This window comes from Arthrobacter sp. SLBN-122 (genome assembly GCF_006715165.1).
Classification (GTDB): domain Bacteria; phylum Actinomycetota; class Actinomycetes; order Actinomycetales; family Micrococcaceae; genus Arthrobacter.
Map to the genome: position 1 here is coordinate 2,435,331 of NZ_VFMS01000001.1, position 24,071 is coordinate 2,459,401.

At 66.2% G+C, this 24,071-nt stretch carries 23 protein-coding genes; 13 read left to right on the plus strand and 10 right to left on the minus strand.

Going from position 1 to position 24,071, the window contains the following annotated elements; all coding sequences use genetic code 11:
* Positions 1-11 precede the first annotated feature (11 nt).
* Positions 12-929, plus strand: a complete 918-nt coding sequence (locus FBY36_RS11395) for a spermidine synthase (RefSeq protein WP_142119470.1) — start codon at positions 12-14, stop codon at positions 927-929.
* Between the two features lie 19 nt (positions 930-948).
* On the opposite strand, the gene FBY36_RS11400 is transcribed toward FBY36_RS11395, so the two are convergent.
* Positions 949-2,019: an IS110 family transposase gene (locus tag FBY36_RS11400; RefSeq protein WP_142119472.1), complete on the minus strand. Its 1,071-nt coding sequence runs from the start codon at positions 2,017-2,019 to the stop codon at positions 949-951.
* 366 nt (positions 2,020-2,385) lie between these two features.
* On the opposite strand from FBY36_RS11400, the gene FBY36_RS11405 reads away from it, so the two are divergent.
* Positions 2,386-3,588 (plus strand): IS30 family transposase, encoded by a 1,203-nt coding sequence (locus tag FBY36_RS11405; protein WP_142119474.1) that lies wholly within the window; start codon positions 2,386-2,388, stop codon positions 3,586-3,588.
* Between the two features lie 47 nt (positions 3,589-3,635).
* On the opposite strand, the gene FBY36_RS11410 is transcribed toward FBY36_RS11405, so the two are convergent.
* Positions 3,636-4,550 carry a LysR family transcriptional regulator gene (locus tag FBY36_RS11410; protein ID WP_142119477.1) on the minus strand — a complete coding sequence of 305 codons (915 nt, stop codon included), beginning with the start codon at positions 4,548-4,550 and terminating at the stop codon, positions 3,636-3,638.
* A gap of 127 nt (positions 4,551-4,677) precedes the next feature.
* On the opposite strand from FBY36_RS11410, the gene FBY36_RS11415 reads away from it, so the two are divergent.
* Both FBY36_RS11415 and FBY36_RS11420 read left to right on the plus strand, forming a co-directional pair.
* Positions 4,678-6,057: an MFS transporter gene (locus tag FBY36_RS11415; RefSeq protein WP_142119479.1), complete on the plus strand. Its 1,380-nt coding sequence runs from the start codon at positions 4,678-4,680 to the stop codon at positions 6,055-6,057.
* Positions 6,058-6,149: 92 nt separating this feature from the next.
* Positions 6,150-6,899, plus strand: coding sequence for a 3-hydroxybutyrate dehydrogenase (locus FBY36_RS11420; RefSeq protein ID WP_142119481.1), 750 nt, complete (start codon positions 6,150-6,152; stop codon positions 6,897-6,899).
* Between the two features lie 27 nt (positions 6,900-6,926).
* Here FBY36_RS11420 and FBY36_RS11425 read toward each other — a convergent pair whose 3' ends face one another.
* On the minus strand, positions 6,927-7,193 hold the full coding sequence (locus tag FBY36_RS11425; RefSeq protein ID WP_142119483.1) for a hypothetical protein: 267 nt from the start codon (positions 7,191-7,193) through the stop codon (positions 6,927-6,929).
* A gap of 168 nt (positions 7,194-7,361) precedes the next feature.
* Positions 7,362-7,748: a winged helix-turn-helix transcriptional regulator gene (locus FBY36_RS11430; RefSeq protein WP_142119485.1), complete on the minus strand. Its 387-nt coding sequence runs from the start codon at positions 7,746-7,748 to the stop codon at positions 7,362-7,364.
* 140 nt (positions 7,749-7,888) lie between these two features.
* Between FBY36_RS11430 and FBY36_RS11435 the strand changes: the two genes are divergently transcribed.
* Entirely contained in the window at positions 7,889-8,752 is an 864-nt protein-coding gene (locus FBY36_RS11435) for an SDR family oxidoreductase (protein ID WP_142119487.1), read from the plus strand.
* 64 nt (positions 8,753-8,816) lie between these two features.
* Here FBY36_RS11435 and FBY36_RS11440 read toward each other — a convergent pair whose 3' ends face one another.
* Positions 8,817-10,307 (minus strand): amino acid permease, encoded by a 1,491-nt coding sequence (locus FBY36_RS11440; RefSeq protein WP_142119489.1) that lies wholly within the window; start codon positions 10,305-10,307, stop codon positions 8,817-8,819.
* Positions 10,308-10,546: 239 nt separating this feature from the next.
* Between FBY36_RS11440 and FBY36_RS11445 the strand changes: the two genes are divergently transcribed.
* The 5 genes from FBY36_RS11445 to FBY36_RS11465 all read left to right on the plus strand — a co-directional run bounded on the left by FBY36_RS11445 (position 10,547) and on the right by FBY36_RS11465 (position 16,563).
* Positions 10,547-11,521: an NAD(P)-dependent alcohol dehydrogenase gene (locus FBY36_RS11445; RefSeq protein ID WP_327436696.1), complete on the plus strand. Its 975-nt coding sequence runs from the start codon at positions 10,547-10,549 to the stop codon at positions 11,519-11,521.
* Positions 11,522-11,678: 157 nt separating this feature from the next.
* The gene (locus FBY36_RS11450) at positions 11,679-12,506 is read left to right on the plus strand and encodes an IclR family transcriptional regulator (protein WP_142119491.1); all 828 of its coding nucleotides are present in this window, start codon (positions 11,679-11,681) and stop codon (positions 12,504-12,506) included.
* Positions 12,507-12,701: 195 nt separating this feature from the next.
* Complete coding sequence (hutU, locus tag FBY36_RS11455; RefSeq protein ID WP_142119493.1) at positions 12,702-14,399, plus strand: urocanate hydratase; 1,698 nt, start codon at positions 12,702-12,704, stop codon at positions 14,397-14,399.
* Positions 14,400-14,517: 118 nt separating this feature from the next.
* Positions 14,518-16,164, plus strand: coding sequence for a histidine ammonia-lyase (hutH, locus tag FBY36_RS11460; RefSeq protein ID WP_442858239.1), 1,647 nt, complete (start codon positions 14,518-14,520; stop codon positions 16,162-16,164).
* Positions 16,165-16,326: 162 nt separating this feature from the next.
* A complete protein-coding gene (locus FBY36_RS11465; protein ID WP_056336992.1) occupies positions 16,327-16,563 on the plus strand; it encodes a hypothetical protein in 237 nt (78 codons plus the stop codon).
* A gap of 110 nt (positions 16,564-16,673) precedes the next feature.
* Here the strand turns inward: FBY36_RS11465 and FBY36_RS11470 are convergent, their stop codons facing one another.
* Positions 16,674-16,934, minus strand: a complete 261-nt coding sequence (locus tag FBY36_RS11470) for a hypothetical protein (protein ID WP_142119496.1) — start codon at positions 16,932-16,934, stop codon at positions 16,674-16,676.
* 209 nt (positions 16,935-17,143) lie between these two features.
* On the opposite strand from FBY36_RS11470, the gene FBY36_RS11475 reads away from it, so the two are divergent.
* Entirely contained in the window at positions 17,144-18,025 is an 882-nt protein-coding gene (locus FBY36_RS11475; RefSeq protein WP_142119498.1) for a fumarylacetoacetate hydrolase family protein, read from the plus strand.
* Here FBY36_RS11475 and FBY36_RS11480 read toward each other — a convergent pair.
* The 4 genes from FBY36_RS11480 to FBY36_RS11495 are packed head-to-tail and all read right to left on the minus strand — an operon-like array spanning position 18,022 to position 21,523.
* Positions 18,022-18,414, minus strand: coding sequence for a universal stress protein (locus FBY36_RS11480; protein WP_142119500.1), 393 nt, complete (start codon positions 18,412-18,414; stop codon positions 18,022-18,024). The two genes, FBY36_RS11475 and FBY36_RS11480, sit on opposite strands and share 4 nt — an antisense overlap.
* Positions 18,415-18,473: 59 nt before the next feature.
* A complete protein-coding gene (locus FBY36_RS11485; RefSeq protein WP_142119502.1) occupies positions 18,474-20,012 on the minus strand; it encodes a tripartite tricarboxylate transporter permease in 1,539 nt (512 codons plus the stop codon).
* Positions 20,013-20,516 carry a tripartite tricarboxylate transporter TctB family protein gene (locus tag FBY36_RS11490; RefSeq protein WP_142119504.1) on the minus strand — a complete coding sequence of 168 codons (504 nt, stop codon included), beginning with the start codon at positions 20,514-20,516 and terminating at the stop codon, positions 20,013-20,015.
* On the minus strand, positions 20,513-21,523 hold the full coding sequence (locus FBY36_RS11495) for a Bug family tripartite tricarboxylate transporter substrate binding protein (protein ID WP_142119506.1): 1,011 nt from the start codon (positions 21,521-21,523) through the stop codon (positions 20,513-20,515). The genes FBY36_RS11490 and FBY36_RS11495 overlap by 4 nt, the downstream gene beginning before the upstream one ends.
* Positions 21,524-21,816: 293 nt before the next feature.
* Here FBY36_RS11495 and FBY36_RS11500 point away from each other — a divergent pair, with 293 nt between their 5' ends.
* Positions 21,817-23,397, plus strand: a complete 1,581-nt coding sequence (locus FBY36_RS11500; RefSeq protein ID WP_142122603.1) for a sensor histidine kinase — start codon at positions 21,817-21,819, stop codon at positions 23,395-23,397.
* On the plus strand, positions 23,394-24,062 hold the full coding sequence (locus tag FBY36_RS11505; RefSeq protein ID WP_142119509.1) for a response regulator: 669 nt from the start codon (positions 23,394-23,396) through the stop codon (positions 24,060-24,062). The genes FBY36_RS11500 and FBY36_RS11505 overlap by 4 nt, the downstream gene beginning before the upstream one ends.
* Positions 24,063-24,071 lie beyond the last annotated feature (9 nt).

Below are 24,071 nucleotides of genomic sequence, written 5' to 3' on the forward strand. Positions count from 1 at the left end.
CGGCACGGGTAATGGCAAAACGCGGAAGGTCAGGCGGCCGGAACAGCATCCGTTCGGTGGCAGGTGTGGTGGACGTGCCCGCCGGCTCCCGCCAAAGTGGACCGGTGGAGGGCGTCTACTACATAGACACCGGTGACTGCGAGCTGGTGGCGGACCAGGACAACTCCACCGGCTGGCTCCTGAAGATCAACGGGGTCATGAGCTCGCACATCGACCTCGCCGATCCGTTGTTCCTGGACTTCGAGTACATGCGGTGGATGGCGGCGCTCGTCGAGTCCCGCTGGCCGCCGTCGGACGCGTCGTCGGCAAAGCTGCGCGGGCTGCACCTGGGTGGCGGCGCCTGCTCCATGGCACGCTACTTCGCCGCAGCATACCCGGACGCACGCCAGGTGGTGGTGGAACTGGACGGGAAGCTCGCCGAGTACGTCCGCAACTGGTTCGACCTTCCCAAGGCGCCCCTGCTCCGGATCCGGGTGGGCGAGGCCCGGGCCGTGACGGAGACCCTGACGGCGCACACCCGCGATTTCATCGTCCGGGACGTTTTTGCCGGCGCCCACACCCCGCGACCGCTGACCACCGCCGAATTCAACCGGCACGTCAAACGGGTCCTTGCCCCGGGCGGCCTGTACGTGGCCAATTCCGGTGACGCCCCAGACCTCCGGAACGCCCGGGAGGACGCTGCCACCATCGCGGCCGAGTTCAGGCACACGGTGATCATCGCCGACCCGGCCATGCTGAAGGGCCGGCGGTACGGAAATATGGTGATGGCGGGCAGCGACGAGCCGATCGGTGACGACCCCCAGCTCAGGCGCCGGCTGCTAGGCGGTGCGGTGCCGGCGCACCTCTGGGACGATGCCCAGGTCCGGGCCTTCGCCGCCGGGGCACCAGTCCGCCACGACCCGCCGTCACCCCCGTCGACTGCTGAGTAATTGACCCTTCTATGGTTCGTCAAGCCTGGGAGGCGCTGGGTGTGGCGGCGTTGAGGGTGCGGTAGATACGTCGGGCGAGGTAGCGTTTCACGCAGCGGCGGATTTCCCTTTTGGTGCGTCCTTCGGTTTGTCGTTTGGTGACGTAGTTGCTGGTCTCGGTGTCGAACGTCATTCTGCTGAGGGCGACCATGTGCAGTGCCCTGTTCAGGGTTCGGTCACCGCCGCGGTTGAGTCTGTGCCGGACGGTGTTCCCGGAGGAGGCTGGGATCGGGCTGGCCCCGGCTAGCGAGGCGAAGGCGGCTTCGGACCGGACCCGGCCGTGGTGTGACCAGGCGGTGAGGCAGATGGCGGCGGTGACGGGGCCGAAGCCGGTTTCCTGGAGCAAGGGTGCGGCTTCGCTCACTTCCACCAGTTCGGTGATCCGGTCGTTGTTGGTTTTGATCTCCGCGTCGAGCTCGCCGATCCGCTTGGCGAGCCGGACTGCTTCTGAGCGGGCGATCGACAGTGCCAGTGGTTCTTCACGGGCGCGCCAGCGGCAGACTTCACGGATCTGGGTTCCCGTGAGGGGTTTGCGGGCGTCAAGGCCAAGGTCGTTGACCCGGGCCAGCGCTGTTAGGGCGTTCACGGCCCGGGTGCGCTCGGTCGTCATCGACTCCCGCGCGGTGACCAGGACCCGCAAGGCGGCCCGGATACCTTCGTTCAGTCGTGGCCTGCGCAACTGATCCGTTTCCAACGGCAGGACGGCCGCGGCGATCCGGTGGGCATCCAACAGGTCGGATTTGCCAACCCCGTGATGGGACCGGGCATCCATCCTCGGTGCTTCGGCGACGTCGTAGCCGGCGGCGCCTGCAGCTCCGGCGAGGAGGGCACCATAGGACGCGGCTCCCTCGATCACCCACAAGGTGGCCAGGTCAGCTCCGATGTGACGTGCCACCCAGGCCAGGGCGCGGTTGATCCCAGCGCTGGTGGTCGGGAAGTCCCGGGTTTGAAGCAGTTCCCCGGTTGTGGTGGTGATGATCGCGTAGACATGGTTTTTGGCGTGGGTATCGACGCCGACGACAAACGGGTGCGAATGCGTAACGATAGACATAGCGGTTCTGGCATCTTCCTCTAGACCGGATAGGGTCAGGCCGCGTTCGGCCGGTACCAGTCCGGGTAGAGGTCACTTCGGAACAGCACTGTGACGAGCCACGCCCCCTTAGAGGGGCCGGGCAACCTTCTGATCAAGTCACCGAGGTGGGCCGGGCAGGTGCCGGCCGTCCACCCCAGCGGACGGACAAGTCAATTGAAAGGCACCCACAAGGGGGCCAATCGTTTTGTGAGTCACGACCACAGGGCGGAACGGCCAACACCTACTCTGCCAGCCAGTCCCGGACCAGCCACCCCAATCCTCACAGTCGTATTGGGCGGGCGGATTCATACGGTCATTGCAACGAATCCGTGAAGGGGTGTTGCGATGCCGGCGGGGCACGTATTTGGGGATGAGGTCAGGGACGGGTTTTTTGCCTTGCTGCGGCAGGGTATGTCGATCAGTGAGGCGTGCCGCGTGTCGGGCCTGTGGTCGTCAACGGTGCTGCATTGGGTCCGGAAGATGGGCCCTGTGGAGATGTCCAGAGGTAATCGTGGAGGACCAGCAGGCGCACCGTTTCCAGACGGCGTCCCTGGTTCAGGCAGATTGAGTCTGTCCGAGCGGGCGGTGATCATGGTGCGCCTGCGAGATGGCTGGTCCTACTCGGCGATTGGCAGGGAACTAGGCCGGGACCGGTCGGTGATCTGGCGCGAGGCCAAGCGGAACTGCTGCGAGGACGGCACTTACCAGTCAGACGTGGCGCAGCTAAAGGCCGGGCAGATCGCCCGCCGGCCCAGGGAACACAAACTCGCCCACAAACCGCTGGCCCGGTTCGTGGAGTCCGCCATGGACGAGGGCTGGTCCCCGCAGCTGTGCTCGCTGGTCCTGGCCAGTGCTTTCCCGGACGATAAGAGGATGCAGATCAGCCACGAGACGATCTATCAGGCCATTTACGTCCAGGGCCGCGGCCATGTCCGCCAAGACCTGTACCGGCAGTTGAGCACCGGTCGGGCCAAACGGGTCGCCGACGGACGCGGCCGGGGCCGGAACAACAGCCCATTCAAGGACGCGCTGAAAATCTCCGAACGCCCGGCTGAAGCCGCCGACCGGGCCGTACCCGGTCACTGGGAATGCGATCTGATCCTCGGCTCGGTCGCCAGCAACTCAGCGATCGGAACCTGCGTTGAACGCTCCACCCGCTACACCATGCTGCTTCACCTGCCCGATGGCCACAGTGCAGACGAGGTCGCGAAGGCCATGATCAACGCGTTCGGCGAACTGCCCGCGGACCTGCGCAAAACCCTGACCTACGACCGCGGCGTCGAGATGGCCCGCTACGCCCAAATCCAGATCGCGATCGATACGGACATCTACTTCTGCGACCCGCACTCACCTTGGCAACGAGGAACCAACGAGAACACCAACCGGCTCCTGCGGCACTGGTTCGCTAAAAGCACCGACCTGTCCGTCCACACAGCCAAGGACCTCAAAAGGGTTCAGGACAGCCTGAACAACCGGCCACGCCCCACCCTCGGCCTCGCAACACCCAAGCAGAAATTCAACGAACTCCTCCTCGCCGCCGCAGCCTAACCGTTGCAACGACCACTTGACTTTCCAGCGCTGAAAACGCCGTTTACTCAGCAATCGATGAAGCTTTGCCTTTTTCCCAGGAGCGCTTCACGGTGCTCCGCCATGCGTTCCCGGAGGGCCTGCACGACGGCGGCCACGGCAGGGCGGCGCAGCGAATCCGGGCGCAGGACCAGCCAGTAGGGGAGGAGCTCGCCGATCTTGTCGGGCAGCAGCCGGACCAGGTCATCGTGCAGGTCCGCCATGAAGCAGGGCAGGAACCCAACGCCCGCCCCGGCCCTGGTGGCCTCCACGTGGACGAACACGTTGGTGGAGGTGAGGCCGTCCCGCATGGCCGGAACCAGCCGCCGCGGCGCATCAAGGTCGTCCACCTGCAGCATTGAATCCACGAAATAGACCAGCGGGTGCGTATTGAGTTCGGCCACGGTGGTCGGCGTCCCGTGCTCCGCAAGGTAGGCGCGGGAGGCATACATCCCCAGGCGGTATTCGCCCAGCCGGATGGCCTCCGCACGGTGCACCTGCGGCTCGCCCACCACCACCTCGATGTCCAGCCCGGACCGCTGCTGCAGGGCGCGGCGGGTCATGGTCACTACCTCCACGCTCAGGCCCGGATGGTCCCGGCGCAGGCGCGCCACGGCCGGGGCGGCAATATAGGCGCTGAAGCCGTCCGTCGCCGTCATTCGCACGACGCCGGTAATCGGGTCGGGTGCCTGGCCCGCCGGTCCCAGCGTGCCCAGCACCTCCTCCACCTGCTCCGCCGCCCGCACGGCCCGTTCGCCCAGCTCCGTCAGTTCCCAGCCGCCGGCGGCCCGGGACAGTACCCGGCCGCCGAGCGCTTTCTCCAGGGCGGCGATCCTGCGGGAAACCGTGGTGTGGTTCAAGCCCAGCGCCTGCGCCGCCGTCGTGAACTTTGCGGAGCGTGAAACCGCAAGGAGGACCAGGAGGTCATCAGGATTGGCATTCATATCTGCAATTGTGCACAGGTTTGGTGCCGCATTGGGCATTGAAGTGCCCCGATTGTGCAGCAATACTCATCTGAGTCACTTGTGCTGGAGATCACAGCGCGTGTCAATGTGGACACTAGGAGAAACCATGAGCGTAGAGCAGCGTCCGGCCAACGAGGCCGGGCATGCACCCAAAGGATCAGGACTGAAGAAAATCGTTGCCGCCTCCATGGTGGGGACGGTGGTGGAGTGGTACGAGTTCTTCCTTTACGCCACCGCCGCCACCCTGGTCTTCGGCAAGTACTTCTTCCCCGCCACCGGCAATGAGCTGGACGGGATCATCCAGGCCTTCCTCACCTACGCCGTGGGCTTCATCGCGCGGCCGCTCGGTGGCATTGTCTTTGGCCAGATCGGCGACAAGCTTGGCCGCAAGCCCACCCTGCAGCTCACCATCGTGATCATCGGCGTGTCCACGTTCCTGATGGGCTGCCTCCCCGGCTTCGCGGACATCGGCTACCTGGCTCCCGCGCTGCTGGTGTTCCTGCGGTTCATCCAGGGCTTCGCGCTGGGCGGCGAATGGGGCGGTGCGGTCCTCCTCGTGGCCGAGCACAGCCCGAACAAGACCCGCGCGTTCTGGTCCAGCTGGCCCCAGGCCGCCGTTCCGGTGGGCAACCTGCTGGCCACCCTGGTGCTGTACATCATGTCCACCACCCTCACCAGCGAAGCCTTCCTTGGCTGGGGCTGGCGCGTGGCCTTCTGGCTCTCCGCCGTGATCGTCTTCGTGGGCTACTACATCCGCACCAACGTCAGCGAAGCACCCATCTTCCTCGAAGCCAAGGAACTGGTGGACAAGGAACAGGCCGTCAGCTACGGCGTGTTCGAGGTGCTCCGCAAGTACCCCAAGGGCATCTTCCAGGCCATGGGCCTGCGGTTCGCGGAGAACATCATGTACTACCTGGTGGTCAGCTTCGCCATTGTCTACCTCAAGAGCGTGCACAAATACGACACCTCATCGCTGCTGCTTGCACTGCTGATCGCGCACGTCATCCATTTCGCCGTCATCCCCCAGTACGGCCGCCTGGCGGACCGGATCGGCCGCAAGCCCGTCTACCTGGCCGGCGCCATCCTGGGTGCCACCTGGCCGTTCTTCGCCTTCCCCATGTTCGACACTCGGAACGCAGTGGTCATCGTCCTTGCCGTCACCATCGGCCTGTGCCTGCACGGCCTGATGTATGCAGGGCAGCCGGCCATCATGGCCGAGATGTTCCCCACCCGCATGCGGTACTCCGGCGCCTCCCTCGGTTCCCAGGTCACCTCCATCTTCGCCGGCTCGCTGGCGCCGCTGCTGGCCACCCAGTGGCTCAAGGACACCGGCTCCTGGGTGCCAACCGCCATCTACCTGGTGGTGGCCTGCGCCATCACCTGCGTGGCCGTCCTGAGCCTGAAGGAAACCAAGGGCATCGCCCTGGAGGACGTGGACAAGGAAGACGCCGCCCGCGAGGGACTGCTCAGCGCCACGCACCGCTGAGCCGCTGCTGGACTGGCACGGCCGGGCATGGCCGTGCCGCCTCCTAAATTATTGAGCTGATGGACCGTTCGGGCGCACAAAGGAGAACTGCCATGGACAACACGTTGAATGGACGCAAGGCGCTGGTCACCGGGGGTGCCAGCGGAATCGGCGCTGCGTGCGTGCGCGCGCTTGCCGCGCGGGGAGCGAAAGTGGTGGTGGCCGACGTCGACTCCGCCGCTGCGGCGACGCTCGCCGATGAGGTGGGCGGCACCGCATGGAGTGTAGACCTGCTGGACGTTGACGCCCTGTCCACCCTCAGCCTGGACTGCGACATCCTGGTGAACAATGCCGGGATCCAGCGCATTAGCCCCATTGAGGAGTTCGATCCCGCGGAGTTCCGCAGGATCATCACCCTGATGCTGGAGGCCCCGTTCCTGTTGATCCGGGCGGCACTGCCGCACATGTATGCCAACAAGTTCGGGCGCATCATCAATGTCTCCTCAGTGCACGGTATCCGTGCCTCCCCGTTCAAGAGCGCGTATGTCTCCGCCAAGCATGGCCTGGAAGGGCTGAGCAAGGTGACGGCGCTGGAGGGCGGGGAGCACGGTGTCACTTCGAACTGCGTGAACCCCGGGTACGTGCGCACGCCGCTGGTGGAAAAGCAGCTCGCGGACCAGGCCCAGGTGCACGGCATTCCCGAATCCGAGGTCCTGGCCAAGGTGATGCTCACTGAGTCCGCCATCAAGCGCCTGGTGGAGCCGGAAGAGGTTGCCTCCCTGGTGTCCTGGCTCGCTTCCGCGGACGCGGGCATGGTCACCGGCGCCAGCTACACCATGGATGGGGGCTGGTCCGCGCGGTAGGCCCACCTGGACCGGCCCCCGGCAGCCTCAATCCAGGGGTTTGACCAGCCTGTGGTCGAAGAAGAAAACGCCGTAGGTGGTCTTCACCCCCACCGAACGCCGGTCCCGCCATACGACGACCCCTTCGCGCCTGCCGCTGAAGGGGTCGTCGCCGATGACAGTGTCACCCACGCGGTAAGGGCACCGCGGGCTGAAGGTGTCCAGCGTCCGGCGCAGGGCCCGGGCCAGGGCATCGCCGACGCTGAGCGGCTGGCCCAAATGCGAAAGATCCGGTGCGTAGTCGTCCCTGGCCATGTGACCAACTCCTCCAGGCGGCAGCCTGCCGCCCGCTAACGGTGGTGGTTGGCCGGAACGCTCCCAGCGGAGGATGGTCCTCCCATTCCGGCCGCCACCGTATGCCCACGCTAGGCGCTAATCACACCAGCAACATCAGTAACAGGTACTCGAGTTTTCGGAGGGGCATTACTTGCTCCCTGGAACTCCGTTGATGATCTCCTCGGCGTTGTCGAATGCCCATGCCACGAGCGGCACCAGGAGGGCGCTCAATTCGTAGCCCCGCTCCGTGAGGCTGTAATCCACCCGGGGCGGGATGACCGGTTGGGCCTTCCGGCTCACCAGGCCGTCACGCTCCAGCGTCTTCAACGTCTGGGCCAGCATTTTTTCGCTGATGCCCTCGGCCCGCCGCCGCAGGTCGCTCCACCGCTGGTCACCCTCGGACAGCGCGATCAGGATCAGGACGCCCCATTTGCTGGTGATGTGGTCCAGCAGGGTCCGGCTGGGGCACCCGGCCGGGAACACGCCGTCGGCAAAGGCCTGGGGGAGGGGGGCCGCGTGTGCCGCTGTTTCCATGTGCACAAGCTTACCAAAAGTACTGTTACTTACCCTTAGGTCAGTACCTTACCTCAAAGTGCGTACTCTCCTTCGGGAAGTTCTGCCGTCCGGCCATGGTTGTGCCCTTCGACAGAGTAAAACCCCCGAAAGGAACCATCGTGAGCATTGTTGTGACAGGCGCCACCGGACAGCTGGGCCGCCACGTTCTTGAAGCCCTCCTGGAACAGGGGGTACCGGCTGAGGATATCGTGGCTGCCGGCCGGTCGGTGGAAAAGCTGGCGGACTTCGCAGCACGCGGGGTACGCGTGCAGCAGATGGACTACGCCGATGCCGGTTCCGTGGCCGCCGCCCTGAGCGGCGCCAAGCGGGTGCTGCTGATCTCCGGCAGCGAAGTGGGACAGCGGGTGGAACAGCACCGCACCGTGATTGATGCCGCCAAGGCCGAAGGCGTGGAGCTGCTGGCCTACACCAGCATCGCCAATGCGGACACCACGTCCATGAAACTGGCCGGCGAACACAAGGCCACGCAGGCACTGCTGCGTGAATCCGGTGTCCCCTTCGTCCTGCTGCGCAACGGCTGGTACCTGGAAAACTACACGGAGCAGCTGCCGGGGACGCTCGCGCAGGGCGCGCTCGCGGGCAGTGCCGGGGAGGGCAAGATCAGCGGCGCCGCACGGGCCGACTACGCCCATGCCGCCGCCGCGGTCCTGGTGGCCGATGACCAGGCGGGCAGGGTCTACGAGCTCGGCGGCGATGAGGCGTTCAGCATGGCGGACCTCGCCTCCGAGATCAGCGCGGCCACCGGAAAGACCATCAGCTACAACGACCTGCCCGCGGACGACTACGTTGGCCTGCTCACCGGCGTTGGCGTGCCGGAGGCGTTCGCAGAGATCCTTGCTGATTCCGATCTCGGCATTGCGCGCGGTGACCTCCTGGTCAGCACCGGCGATCTCCGGAAGCTCATTGGGCGTCCGACGACGTCCCTCCGCCAGGCGGTCCGGTCTGCCGCCGCTTCGGTATAAGGCCGGAAGACAAAGGTGCCCGGCCCCTTGCGGGGCCGGGCACCTTTTGCGCCGCGGGACGTGCCTACCCGCCGTCGCGGGCAGTCCTGACCACCGGCAGCGGTGACGTCTGGTCCTCAAGGTGGGCCCGTCGTCGGCCGTCACCTTTGATCCACAGGCGATATGCCACCACCAGCAGTCCCAGCCAGGCGGCACCCACGTACAGGGCAATCCGGGTGTCCTCGAAGGCGCCCAGGACGGCGATCACGAGCACCATGAACGCGATGGTGAGGACCGACGCGGCAGGCCACCACGGGGAAGGGAATTCCGACGCCGGCAGGCCGCCGCGGGCGATTTCCCGCTTCATCGCGACATGGGAGGCGAGGATCATCACCCAAACCCACACCGTGGCGAAGGTGGCAATCGAGGCGATCACCAGGAAGACATCCTCCGGAATGACGGCGTTGAGGACCACGCCCACCAGGAGGATTCCCGCCATCATGACCACGGTCATCCAGGGGACGCCGTGCCGGGAGACCTTGCCGAAGGCGGCCGGCGCGTGGCCCTGGTTGGAGAGTCCGAAGAGGATCCGGCCGGCGCCGAAGATGTCGCTGTTGATGGCGGAGAGCGCGGCGGTAATCACCACGGCGTTCAGGATGTGCGGGGCCGCGGGAATGCCCAGCCCGCTGAAAATCTGGACGAAGGGACTGCCGTTGCTGCCGATCTGGTCCCACGGGAAGAGGCTCATCAGGACTCCCAGGGTGAGGACGTAGAACAGCAGGACGCGCACGGGGACGGTGTTGACTGCCTTGGGGATGACCTTCTTGGGATCGGCGGCCTCACCGGCGGTGATGCCGAGGGTCTCGATCCCGCCGAAGGCGAACATGACCACGGCGAAGGAAGCGAGCAGCCCTTCAAAGCCGAACGGGAGGAACCCGCCATGTTCCACGAGGTTGCCCAGGCCGGGGGCGACGGTTGAACCGCCGGCCTGGAAGCCGAAGACGATGATGGCAGCGCCGCCGGCGATCATGGCAATGATGGCCGCGACCTTGATGAACGAAAACCAGAACTCGAGTTCGCCGAAGACCTTGACGCTCAGCAGGTTAAGCCCGGCCAGGAAGAAGATGATCGCCAGGATCCAGATCCACCGGTCCACCTGCGGGAACCAGAAGCCCATGTAGATGCTGAAGGCGGTGACATCCGCGATGGCTACGATGGCCATTTCGAACACGTAGGTCCAGCCGGTGATGAAGCCTGCCAGCGGGCCGAGGTAGCGGCTGGCGTACTGGCCGAAGGAGCCGGAGACCGGGTGCCGGACGGCCATTTCGCCCAAGGCCCGCATCACCATGAAGACCGCGGCGCCGCCGATGATGTAGGCCAGCAGGACGGCCGGGCCGGCTTTCTGGATGGCGGAGGCGGAGCCATAGAAGAGACCGGTGCCGATGGCCGATCCCAGGGCCATGAAGCGGATGTGCCGCACGTTCAGGCCCCTGTTGAGGACGTGTCCGACGACGGCCGTTGGGTTGTGCTGTTCCGCCGCGGTTTCGTTCCGGGTTGGGGTTGGAGCTGGTTGCATGCAAATACCTTCTCGTCATTGGGAGGGGAGCCGCTAACCAGCAGACCATTTTCGGATGCACCGTGATGAGGCTCACGGCGGGTTGGTGTCTTTCATTCCAGACGGACAGCTTCTTTTCCCGACCGCCCCGCACACCCCTTGACTCGACTCCGGCTATTCCATACCGTGAGGGGCCGCCGGAAACCGGGCGGATGCACTGCTTGGCGTTGTGCCCCGTACCAGCAGCCCGAAGGAGACCGATGATGAAAGCAATGGTGCAGGACGTCTATGGATCGGCAGACGTGCTGGAGCTGCGGGACATCGCCCGGCCCGAGCCCGGCGACGGTGAGGTGCTGATCCGGGTGCGGGCAGCGGGTGTGGACCAGGGCGTGTGGCACCTGATGACCGGGCTGCCGTACCTGGTCCGGCTTCTCGGCTACGGCCTGAAGAAGCCGAAAGTTCCCGTCCGCGGCCGGGAAGTGGCCGGTGTTGTGGAAGCCGCGGGGCCCGGGGTGGCCCGCTTTTCTCCCGGGGACGAGGTGTTCGGGACCTGCGACGGATCCTTTGCCGAGTACGTCTGCGCCAAAGAGGACAAGGTGGCCCGCAAGCCTTCCGCTCTCTCCTTTGAAGAAGCGGCGGCTTCGCCAATCTCCGGCGTCACCGCCCTGCAGGCCGTCCGCGACGCCGGCCAGGTCACCGTAGGCCAGAAGGTACTGATCCTTGGCGCGGGCGGGGGAGTGGGCTCCTTTGCAGTCCAGCTGGCCAAGGCCTTTGGAGCAGAGGTGACAGGCGTGTGCAGCACCGGCAAGGTTGAGCTGGTGCGTTCCCTCGGGGCGGACGCCGTCGTGGACTACACCAAGACGTATATCGCGGACGCCGGAAAGGTATACGACCTTATCCTGGACGCGGCCGGCAACCGGCCGCTGTCTTTCCTGCGCCGGTTGCTCGCACCCAGGGGCACCCTGGTGATCATTGGCGGCGAAGGCGGCGGCAAGCTGACCGGAGGATTTGAGCGGTCCCTTGTTGCCCCACTGGTCTCCCTGTTTTCCGGCCGGACGTTCAAGGGGCTTGTGGCAAAGGAAACGCACCTGGATCTGGAGTCTCTTGCATCGCTGATGGAAGCCGGCGGCGTCAAGCCCGCGGTGGACAAAGTCTTCCCCCTTGCCGAAGCGCCGGCGGCCATTCGGTACCTCCATGAGGGGCGGGCACGCGGCAAAGTTGTGCTTAGGGTCTGAGCGGGCCTGGTGATTCGCATAGCCCCGAAGGCAGGACGATGAGGGGTCTGGTATTTCAGACAGTGGGAGCCTTTGGGCGGACTTTGAAAGCCGGGGGAGGGTGCAAGCTTAAGTACGGGATACCGGACATTGCTACCCAGAAAGAACCTTCCAGGCCATGAGCACTGCACTAAGCACGGACAGCCAGGTGCCACGCGCCGCGGCCAAGGCGTCCTCAAAAGTTCCTGCCGCCGAGAACACGCTGCGCATCCTTAAACTGCTGGCTTCGCGGCGTGGCCCCATGGCGGCATCCCAGATCGCGTCCAGCCTCGACCTGCCCAGGTCCAGCGTCTACCACCTGCTGGGGGTTATGGAGGCCAATGGCTTCGTCCTCCATCTCCATGAGGAGCAGCGGTACGGGCTGGGCATCAGCGCGTTCGAACTCAGTTCGGCGTACTCCAGGCAGGAACCGCTGTCCCGGCTGGGACGTCCCCTGCTGGCCGGTTTGGTGGACACCATCGGCGAGAGTGCACACCTTGCCGTCCTGCATGGCCGCGACGTCCTGTACATCGTGGAGGAGCGGGCCAAGAACCGTCCTTCCCTCGTGACGGACGTTGGCGTCCGGCTTCCCAGCCACCTCACTGCCAGCGGCCGTGCCATCCTGGCAGCGTTGCCCAAATCGCAGGTGCGCGCCCTGTACCCGAATGCGGCCGCCTTCACCGCCCGGCACGAGGTGGAGGGCGCCATCATGAAGTATTCCGCGCTGTCCTCCCACCTCGACCAGGTGAGGCAGCGCGGATATGCCACCGAACACGGCGAGGTGACCCCCGGCTTCGGCTCCATTGCCGCCGCGGTCACCGACCATTTGGGCTGGCCCACCGCCGCCGTTGCAGTCACCTTCCTGGAGGACAAACTGCCGAATGACCAGTGGCCGGTGCTGGCCGCCCGCGTTCAGAAAGTGGCCGACGAACTCTCCGTCCGAATCCACGGCCGCCCGGGAAAATAACCCTCGTTGCTCCATCACTTACGGCTGCTAAAACCCCGGAATGGGAGCCATAAGTGATAGAGCAACCTGGCCAGCAGAGCTTGTCTGGAGTTCCGGACAGCACCCTCTTGAAAGCCCTGTCAAGCCCCTTCTCCAGGCGCTTTAGTTGTTTCAGAACTTCTTCGAAACCTCAGACACCAAGATAAGGAGCCCATCATGGCACCCGCCGATTTCACCACCGGTGCCCGCCCGGTCAAAGCAGCCCGCGGCACCGAGCTCACCGCCAAGTCCTGGCAGACCGAAGCGCCGCTGCGCATGCTGATGAACAACCTGGACCCGGAGGTGGCCGAGCGCCCCGACGACCTGGTGGTCTACGGCGGCACCGGCCGGGCCGTCCGCTCCTGGGCCGCCTTTGATGCCATAACCCGCACCCTGGAAACCATGGAAAAGGACGAAACCCTCCTGGTCCAGTCCGGCAAGCCGGTGGGGGTGTTCCGCACCAACGAGTGGGCTCCCCGCGTCCTGCTGGCCAACTCGAACCTGGTGGGCGACTGGGCGAACTGGCCCGAATTCCGCCGTCTCGAGGCCGAGGGCCTGATGATGTACGGCCAGATGACCGCCGGTTCCTGGATCTACATCGGCACGCAGGGCATCCTGCAGGGGACCTTCGAAACCTTCGCCGCGATCGCCCGCAAGCTCACCGGGGACGACAACGGCACCCTCGCCGGCACCCTCACCTTGACCGGCGGCTGCGGCGGCATGGGCGGCGCCCAGCCGCTCGCCGTCACCCTGAACGACGGCGCCTGCCTGATTGTCGACGTCGACGAAACCCGGCTGCGCCGCCGCGCCGGCAAACGCTACCTGGATGAGGTGGAAACCGACCTCGACGCCGCCATCGCCAAGGTGCTCAAGGCCAAGGAGGAGCGCCGCGGCTGGTCAGTGGGCTACGTGGGCAACGCCGCCGAAGTCTTCCCCGAGATCCTGCGCCGCCACAAGGCCGGCGAACTGACCGTGGACATCGTCACGGACCAGACCTCCGCCCACGACCCCCTGTCCTACCTGCCTGAGGGCATTTCGGTGCAGGAGTGGCACCGCGAAGCCGAGGCCGATCCTGAAGGTTTCACCAAGAAGGCCCAGGCGTCCATGGCCCGGCACGTGCAGGCAATGGTGGAATTCCAGGATGCCGGCGCCGAGGTGTTCGACTACGGCAACTCGATCCGCGACGAAGCCCGCAAGGGCGGCTACAGCAGGGCCTTCGAATTCCCGGGCTTCGTTCCGGCCTACATCCGGCCCCTGTTCTGCGAAGGGCTTGGCCCGTTCCGCTGGGTTGCCCTGTCCGGCGACCCGGAAGACATCCGCGTCACGGACGAGGCCATCAAGGAGCTCTTCCCGGAAAACAAGCACCTGCACCGCTGGATCGATGCCGCCCAGGAACGCGTCGAGTTCGAAGGCCTGCCGGCACGCATCTGCTGGCTCGGCTACGGTGAGCGCGCCAAGGCCGGCCTGCTGTTCAACCAGCTCGTGAAGGACGGCAAGGTCAAGGCCCCCATCGTCATCGGCCGCGACCACCTGGACTCGGGCTCGGTCGCCTCGCCGTACCGCGAAACCGAAGCCATGCAGGACGGCTCGGACGCCATCGCCGACTGGCCCATGCTCAACGCCCTGCTGAACACCGCCTCCGGTGCCACCTGGGTGTCCCTGCACCACGGCGGCGGCGTGGGCATCGGCCGGTCCATCCACGCCGGCCAGGTATCCGTGGCTGACGGCACCGACCTCGCCGCCCGGAAACTCGAACGCCTCCTCACCAACGACCCCGGCATGGGTGTTATCCGCCACGCCGACGCCGGCTACGAGCGCGCCCTCGACGTCGCCAAAGAGCGCGGCGTCCGCATCCCCATGAACGAGAACCGCTAACCGCCACCCCGCTAACCCCGGCCCACCCCCTCATCGATTGCTCCGTACTTGTCGTTTAGAGCCTCCAAAACGACAAGTACCGAGCAGTCGATGGGAACCCCACCACAAGGAACTTTCCATGACCGTCCCCACGAACTCCCTAACCTCGCAAGCTCGGCCAGGGAACCCTGTCCGCGTGGGCCCAACTCACGAACCGCTGACCGTCGCCCTTGGCTCCGTCGGCGTCACGCCTGAGGATGTGCTCGCCGTCGCGCGCCACAACGCCAAGGTGGGCATCTCCCCGGACGCCCTGGACACCGTCGCCAGGGTCCGCGCCCACATCGACGGCCTCGCTTCCAGCGACGTCCCTGCCTACGGCATCTCCACCGGTTTCGGCGCCCTGGCCAACCGCCACATCCCCAACGAACTGCGCACGCAGCTCCAGAAAAGCCTGATCCGCAGCCACGCCGCGGGCATGGGACCGGCGGTTGAACGTGAAGTGGTCCGCTGCATCATGTTCCTGCGCGCCAAGACCCTGGCCTCCGGCCGCACCGGTGTCCGCCCCGTGGTCCTGCAGACCATGGTGGACGTCCTCAACGCCGGCATCACCCCGGTGGTCCGCGAGTTCGGCTCGCTCGGCTGCTCCGGTGACCTGGCACCGCTGTCCCACTGCGCCCTGGTCCTGATGGGCGAAGGGGAGGCGGAAGGGCCCGACGGCGTGACATACGGCGGGCGGGGAGAGCGGACTGTCGCTGAGCTGCTGGCAGAACACGGCATCGAGCCGGTTACGCTGGCCGAAAAGGAAGGCCTGGCACTGGTCAACGGCACCGAGGGCATGCTGGGCATGCTCCTGATGGCCATCGCAGACCTTCGCCAACTGCTGACGACGGCGGACATCACCGCCGCGCTCAGCGTCGAGGCGCTGCTGGGCACCGACCAGGTATTCCTGCCCGAGCTGCACGCCGCGCTTCGGCCGCACCCCGGCCAGGCCGCCAGTGCGGACAACATGCTGCGGGTGCTGTCCGATTCACCCATCGTCGCTTCCCACCGGGTGGGGGATTCCCGGGTTCAGGATGCATACTCACTGCGCTGCGCCCCGCAGGTTGCCGGTGCCGTCCGCGACACTGTTGACCACGCCGAACTGGTGGCCACGCGGGAACTGGCTGCAGCGATCGACAACCCCGTGGTCCTTCCCGACGGCCGCGTCAGCTCCAACGGCAACTTCCACGGCGCGCCCGTGGCTTACGTCCTGGACTACCTGGCCATCGCGGTGGCGGACCTCAGCTCCATCGCCGAACGCCGCACCGACCGCATGCTGGATCCTGCCCGTTCGCATGGCCTGCCGGCTTTCCTCGCGGCTGACCCCGGCGTGGACTCCGGGCTGATGATCGCCCAATACACGCAGGCCGGCCTGGTCTCGGACAACAAGCGGCTTGCCGTTCCGGCGTCCGTGGACTCGATCCCGAGTTCGGCCATGCAGGAGGACCACGTATCCATGGGCTGGCACGCGGCACGGAAGCTCCGCAAGGCTGTGGAGAACCTCCGCCGGGTCCTGGCCATCGAACTGGTCACCTCGGCCCGCGCGCTGGACATCCGCACGCAGCTCTCCGGTGGGGTCCTGACGCCCGGGCCTGCGGGTGCCGCTGTGGTGGCCGCGCTCCGCGAGGTGGTGGAGGGACCGGGGACGGACAGGTTCCTGTCGCCGGAACTGGAAGCGGCGGACCGCCTGGTGGCCTCCGGTAACGTCCTTCGGGCGGCTGAATCCGCCGTCGGGCCGCTCGCCTGACAGCGAAGAATCTTCAGCGCTTTTGGACTGTTGGTCCAAAAGGTGGAATTTCCGGCGCCACGGCCCACCGTGGCGCCGGGAGTGTAGTAGAACTGAAGATGTAGTGAAAGTCACATCAAAGAGGCTGTGGCAGCAGAACGATACAAAGGGGTAGAAGTTCAAATGAAAGCACGTGGGGCAGTCCTGTCGAAGCGAAATGCCCATTCCGCCGTGGTTTCGGACTGGAGGTCCCTCCAGCCCGGCGATCACGTCGAGATCATCAAGCAGGCACATGTTGTAGCCGCCGGGGAGGTGGAGGAAGTGTCCCAGAGCGGCAACGTTCTGTGGCTTGTGCCGGCCGGTCCCACCGAAAAGCAGCTCTTTTTGAAGTCTGACGGGGTGCAGGTCCGCCGCGGCTAGCGGTCCCGCCAGCAGCAAAAAATCCCCGCTCCGCCGTACGGCAGAGCGGGGATTTTTCGTTGCCGGACACCCTGACGGCTGCAGCCGTGGGTGAGGCCGTGGCGGGCGGGTCAGGCGGCGAAGGATTCGTACGTTTCGCCGAAAGGCACTGATGCATCCAGGGCTACCGTGTAGCGTCCCGGGTGCAGCCGGGTGACGCGGATGCCGCACTCGGCATCCTTTGCCGCCACCTCAATCATCTCGGCCACCGCTTCTTCCAGTCCTGCATGGACCTCGCTGGCGCTGGAGAACTCCAGGCTGATGGACCGGACGGCAGGTCCTTCGGTGGGCTCGGCAGCGGCGGGGATCCGCTCCAAAGTGGCTGTAGTCATTACTGAACTTTCTGTGTTTCGTGCCGGGGTGGCTCCACCATTCTACCGACTGCTCCTGCCAGATGTCAGATGACTGTCCTTTTGAGGGCGGAGGAGAGCAGTCATAAAGCGTCCGTTAGCGGCACCTGCCGACTATCAACGACCATGGAAAAGCGGGCCCGCAAGGCCCCGGAAGCACCCCGACCGATACAGCTGGAGGAGAATTCGGTATGAAGATCATGCGCCTTGGCGAAAGCGGCAGAGAACAGCCTGCCGTGCTGGTGTCTTCGGCGGACGGAACCAACCGGTACTTCAGCCTGCTGCCCCTGACCGCGGATGTGGATGGAGCGTTCCTTGGCGCGGGCGGACTGGGCAGGGTGCGCAAAGCACTGGAGGCCGGGGAACTGCCGGCCCTGGAAGGCGCGGCTGCGCTCCGGGTTGGTTCCCCCGTAGCCCGGCCCGGCTCGGTGGTGGGCATCGGGATGAACTATGCCGCCCATGCCGCGGAGTCAGGGGCCGAGCCGCCCGCCATTCCCGTCGTCTTCCTCAAGCCCAGCAATACCGTCACGGGCCCCTGTGATCCCGCCCCGTTGCCGCCCCGCTCCACACACTACGACTGGGAAGTGGAACTGGGCATCGTGATCGGCAGGGAAGCCAGCTACCTCGGCTCGGTGGAAGAAGCCGCGGGATGCATTGCCGGGTATGTCACGGCCAACGACTTGTCTGAGCGGGAATACCAGTTGCCCGGAGCGGCCGGGCAATGGACCAAGGGCAAGTCCCTTCCCGGGTCAACGCCCCTGGGGCCCTGGCTGGTTCCGGCTGACGGGATCGACGGCGGCAACCTGCGGCTGCGCAGTTGGGTGAATGGTGAGCCGCGCCAGGATTCCTCGTCCTCGGAGCTTATCTTTGATGCGCCCACGCTGGTCCACCACTGCAGCCAGTACATGCGGCTGGAACCGGGCGACGTGATCCTCACCGGAACGCCCCAGGGGGTGGCCCTCAGCGGCCGCTTCCCCTACCTTCAGCCGGGCGACGTAGTGGAGGTGGAGGTGGAGGGACTGGGCCGCCAGCGCCAGGAGTTGTTCCGGGCACCGGCGGCCGTTTCGGCCTAACCCGCTTTGACGGCCAGGACCGGGCAGTCCGCCTCCAGCAGGATGCGCTGGGACGTGCTGCCCATGATCAGCTTGCCCACGGGCGTGCGGCGGCGCAGGCCGATCACGATCAGGTCGGCGTTGTGTTCCTCGGCGGCGTCCAGCACCTCAGCCGCGGCATCGTGGCCGCGGACCGGCCGCTTGATCACGTACTCGATGCCCTGGCCGGCCAGCCGCTGCTCGATGTCCTGGATTTCGCCGTCCGGGGCAAAGCGGCTGTCCACCGTGGACTCACCCTTGGAGGAGTTGATCAGCACCAGTGTGCTGTTGCTCTTCCGGGCTTCGGTGATGGCCTGGGTCAGGGCAGCTTCGCCCTCGGGGGTCGGGACGTATCCCACAACGACGGTCATGGTGTCTCCTTAGTTTCTGCTCGATGTGGGTAGGTTGGCTTGCCGGGAGGCTCGCCTGCTCAGTCGCTGTAGTCCGCCGCGCCCGAATTGGCGGGAACCAGCGGCTTGCGCTCCGGACTGCTGCGCCGGAACAGCTTGTAGGCGAAGGGCCAAAGCAGGATGAGGCCAATGATGACATAGATGCCGACGGCGATCGGCTCGCTGAAGAGCCCTGCCGGGTCACCCGCGCTCAGCTGCAGCGTCTTGCGGAGCTGCCCTTCGATCCGCGGCCCCAGGATGACGCCGAGGATCAGCGGCAGGACGGGAAGCCCGAAGCGCCGCATCATGAACCCGAGTGCGCCCAGGACCAGCAGGATCACCAGGTCGAACGCCTGCAGGTTTACCGAGTAGGCGCCCAGCGTGGCGAAGAACAGGATGCCCGCGTACAGGTACGGCCGGGGCAGCTGCAGGAGTTTCGCCCACATCGGTGCCAGCGGCAGGTTGATCAGGAGCAGCAGCAGGTTGCCGATGAAGAGGCTGGCGATCAGCGCCCACACCAGGGGGCCCTGGCTTTCGAAGAGCTGCGGACCCGGCTGGATTCCGTACGAGGTGAAGGCAGCCAGCATGACGGCGGCTGTGGCGTTGGTGGGCAGGCCCAGGGCCAGCATGGGGGTCAGGGTGCCGGCGGCCGCAGCGTTGTTGGCTGCTTCCGGGCCGGCTACACCTTCGATGGCACCCTTGCCGAACTCTTCCGGGTGCTTGCTCAGCCGCTTTTCGGTGACGTAGGAGAGGAAGGTGGGGATCTCGGCGCCGCCTGCCGGCAGTGCGCCGAACGGGAAGCCGAAGGCGGTACCGCGCAGCCACGGCTTCCAGGAGCGCTTCCAGTCGGATTTGCCCATCCAGGGCTGGCCCACGGGAATGGCATGCAGGGGGGTGCGGCGCAGGTGGGCGGCGACCCAGAGGGCCTCGCCCACGGCGAAGATGGCCACGGCCACCACAACAATGTCCAGGCCGTCCGCGAGGAGCGGCTGGCCGAAGGTCAGGCGGCGCTGGCCGGTCACGGAGTCCATGCCCACCAGGCCGATGGCCAGGCCGAGGCCCAGGGAGGCAAAACCGCGCAGCCGCGACGAGCCGAGCACGGCCGTGACGGCCAGGAGGGCCAAAACCATGATGGCGAAGTAGCTGGGCGCGCCGAGGCTCACGGCGAACTTCACCACGATCGGTGCGCAGACGGCCAGCAGCGCCGTGCCGATGGTGCCGGCGACGAACGAGCCGATTGCCGCCGTCGCAAGCGCCTGCGCGGCCCGGCCCGCCTTGGCCATCTTGTTGCCCTCGATGGCGGTGACCACGGAGGACGATTCGCCGGGGGTGTTGAGGAGGATCGAGGTGGTGGAACCGCCGTACATGCCGCCGTAGTAGATGCCGGCGAACATGATGAAGGCGCTGGTGGGTTCCAGGGCGTAGGTAACGGGAAGCAGCAGGGCTACGGTCATTGCCGGGCCCAGGCCGGGGAGGACGCCGACGGCGGTGCCCAGAATGACGCCGATGACGGCGTACAGGAAATTCATGGGGGTCAGGGCGGTGGCGAAGCCGTCCATCAGGGAGGACCAGACGTCCATTTAGAGGATTCCTTCCAGGAGGCCGGCCGGCAGCGCGATGCCCAGGCCGAGGTAGAAGCCGTAGAAGGTCAGCAGGGACAAGGCCACGGAGATCAGCCCGTCCCGGACGTAGCGGCGGCTGCCGAGGGCCAGGACGCTGCCCCAGAACAGGATGGTTCCGGAGATCACCCAGCCGGCCCAGTCGATCAGCAGGATGTTCAGGATAAAGGCGCCGGCCAGCGGCAGGATGGTCTTCCAGTCGGCGGGGTGCGTGAGGTCGACGTCTTCGCCGCCCTCAGCCTCGCCCTGGCCGCCACGGAGGACGTTGACGGCCAGCAGCACGGCGCAAACCACCAGCAGCCCGGCCACGATGAACGGCACGGTCTTGGGGCCGACCGGATCGGACTTCGAATACGGGGTTACCAGGCCGTTGGCGTCCAGGAAGACCAGGACGCCGGCCGCCCCGAGCAGGAGTGCAACTCCCAGCTCGGAGCGGCCTTTGAGGCCTGTGGTCAGGGAGGTCACGCCAACCCAAGCTTGGTGAGGACGTCCGCCACCCGCTTGTCCTGCTCGGTGAGGAAGGTCTTGAACTGGTCACCGGTGATGAAGGCATCGGTCCAGCCGTGGGTCTTCAGCGCTTCCTTCCAGCCGGCCGTGCCGTGCATCTTCTCCAGGGCCGCGATCAGGGAAGCCTTGTCCTTGTCGCTGATTCCGGGAGGGGCCACGACGCCGCGCCAGTTGGTGAACACCAGGTCGATGTTGGATTCCTTCAGCGTGGGTGCGTCCACGCCTTCCAGGCGCTTCTCGCCGGAGGTGGCCAGGACGCGGACCTCACCGGATTCGATCTGCTTCAGGTACTCGCCGGCGCCGGACGCGGCGAAGCCAAGCTTGTTGCCCAGGATGGCGGGCAGGAGGTCGCCGCCGCCGTCGTAGGAGACAAAGTTGACCTTGGTGGCGTCGATGCCCACGGCACCGGCCAACTGCATCGGCAGCAGGTGGTCGGGGCCGCCGGGGGAGGAGCCGCCGCCGACGGCGATGGAACCCGGATCGGCCTTCCAGGCCTTCACCAGGTCATCGATGGTCTTGTACGGGGAGTCCTTGCCCACCATGATGGCGCCGGGCTCTTCGATAAGCCGGGCAAGGGGAGTGGTGTCGGTCAGCTTGGACTCGGACTTGTTGGTGTAGCTGGCGCCCACCACGCCCAGGCCCATGAGCATGGCCAGGTCGCCGTTGCCCTTTTCGTTGACGACGCGGGCCAGGCCAACGGTGCCGCCGGCGCCTGCGAGGTTGAAGACCTCCGTGTTGGTGGAGATCTTCTCGTCGTCGAGGACCTTTGCGGCGGCGCGGGCGGTGGTGTCATATCCGCCGCCGGGGGTATTGGGGACCATGATCTGCAGGCCGGTGATGGGCCCGGCGGCGGCGCCGGAGCTTTCGGCACCGGTGGAGCTCTTGCTGGTGGCACCGCAACCGGTGGCCATCAGGGCGATGCCGGCGGCAACGGCGGCAATTCGCAATGCGCGGATCTGGCGCATGGGTTCCTCTTCTCTCAACACAAATCTGATCAGCAGCGGCTGACTTGTGGTTTCGATGCTAGGGGCGTCCGTGACCGGGATCACTCTTGTGTACGCAGAGAAAGTTGTGTTCATTGCGTTCACGTTTCCAAAACCCCACAACGGCCCTGCCCCGGGCTTTGGGATATAGTTCCCGGTACCACCCCCGGCCCCGCGCCGCGTACTTTCGCGCGCCTGAGGGCCAGCCACACCGCCGGAACAAACCCGGCCCGCCAGCAAACACCAGGAAGCCCATTGTGACTCGACGACGAGGAATGTCCCTCGCGGGGCAGTACCTTCTGCTGCAGTTGCTCATTGTCCTGGCCGTCCTGGTGGGCGTCGTGGCCATTTCCCTGGCCCAGTCCGCTGCGGCCTTTGAACGGATCGAAGGCAGGCGTGCCCTGTCCGCCGCGGAGGCGCTGGGCGGCAATCCGATCGTCCGCGAGCTCCTGCCGAACACGGAACCCCGGGGCGGCGCGGTGCTCCCGGCAGTGGCGGAATCGGTGCGGATCGTGTCCGGCTCATCCCGGGTGGCCCTGGCAAAACTGGACCGGACCGTGGTAGCTTCCTCGGACCCCAGCCTGCTGGGCGAGCCGCTGGAACTCGGCGCCAGCAGGGTGATGGAAGGCAGGGCCTGGACCGGAGTGGTGGGCGGGACGCCCGCCCCGCTGCTGTCCGCCCACGTTCCTGTCCTGGACGACACCGGCCGGATGATCGGCATCGCCTCCATCAGCCGCAACTATCCCACCGTGCTCGAGCGGCTGGGCGATGCCGTCCCCAATCTCCTCACCTACCTCGGCGTTGCGAGCGTCCTGGGCATCGCCGGGTCCCTGCTGCTGTCACGGCGGGTCAAGCGGCAGACCCTGGGGATGGAACCGAGCGAGATCACCAGCCTGGTCGAAAACCGCGAAGCCATGCTGCACGGGCTCAAGGAGGGCGTGGTGGCGCTGGACCTGCACGAGCGGATCACCGTGGCCAACCACAGTGCGCGCGCCCTGCTGGGCCTCCCGCCTGACTGTGTGGGCAAGCGGGTGGCGGGCCTCGCCGTCGAACCCGCCCTCAAGGAAGTCCTCACCCGTGACCAGCCCGGGCCGGACCAGTTGGTGCTCGTGGGGGACCGGCTGGTGGTGATGAACCGGGTGCCCATCCAGTCCAGGGGCAAGGTGATTGGCTCGGTAACAACGCTTCGCGACCGCACGGAGCTCTCCGAACTGGAGCAGGAACTTGGCACCACCCGCACCGCCACGGACACCCTGCGGGCCCAGGCACATGAGTTCGCCAACCAGTTGCACGTCATCTCCGGCCTGATCCAGATCGGAGAGTACGATTCCGTGGTCCAGTTCGTCAACGGAGCCACCGTGGACCGGACCCGGCTCAACGATGAAGTGACCGGCCGGATCAAGGATCCCGCGCTCGCTGCCCTGCTGATTGCCAAGTCGAGCCTCGCCACCGAGCACGGCGTTGCCCTGCAGCTGGACCCCGACTCCGCGCTGGACAAGGTGGACGACGAGCTGTCCCGGGACCTCACCACGGTGGTGGGGAACCTGGTGGACAACGCGTTCGACGCCGTCACCGGGCTTCCGCAGGCAGCCGTCAGGGTGCTGGTGGAGGGCAAGGCCGGAAAAGACGTTGTGGTGACAGTGCGGGACAACGGCCCCGGCGTTCCCGGCGGCTCCACGGACCACATCTTCCGCCAGGGCTTCACCACCAAGGAACCCGGACCGGCTGGCAGCCGCGGCTTTGGGCTGGCGCTGTCCCGGGTGGTGTGCCGCCGGAGTGGCGGGAACCTGACGGTGGCCAACGATAATGGGGCTGTCTTTACCGCCGTGCTGAAACAAGGGAGTACCCAGCCATGATCAAGGTCCTGATCGTCGATGACGATTTCATGGTGGCCAAGGTGCATGCCGGCTTTATCCAGCGCACGCCCGGATTCACGGTGGTGGGTGCCGCGCACACCGGGGCCCAGGCCGTTGCGGAGACCGAACGGCTCCAGCCGGACCTGGTGCTGCTGGACATCCATCTGCCGGACATCAATGGCCTGGACCTGATGGGTCGCCTGCGCGCTGTGGCCCCGGAGCTGGACGTGCTGGTCATCAGTGCCGCACGGGAGGTGGAAACCGTGCGGAAGGCGCTGCGGGGCGGCATTGTCCATTACCTGATCAAGCCTTTTTCGCAGACAGACCTGCAGGAGCGGCTGGAGCACTACCGCAACGCTTACCAGAGCCTGGATGCCTCAAAGGACGTGGCCGAACAATCGGACGTCAACCGCGTGTTCGGCCTTGACCGCAGCGAACGGCCACTGCCCAAGGGCTGCAGCATTGAGACGCTGCGGCTGGTGGAGGCGGCGGTCAACGCCGCCGACGGTGACGTCTCGGCCGCCGAAGTAGCCCAGGAGCTGGGGACCTCCCGCGTCAGCGCCCGCCGCTATCTGGAGTACCTGCATGACGAGGGCACGCTGGACGTGCGGCTCAAGTACGGCGTGGGACGGCCCGAACGGCGGTACGTCCTGAAGGGGGCCTGAGGCCAGCTG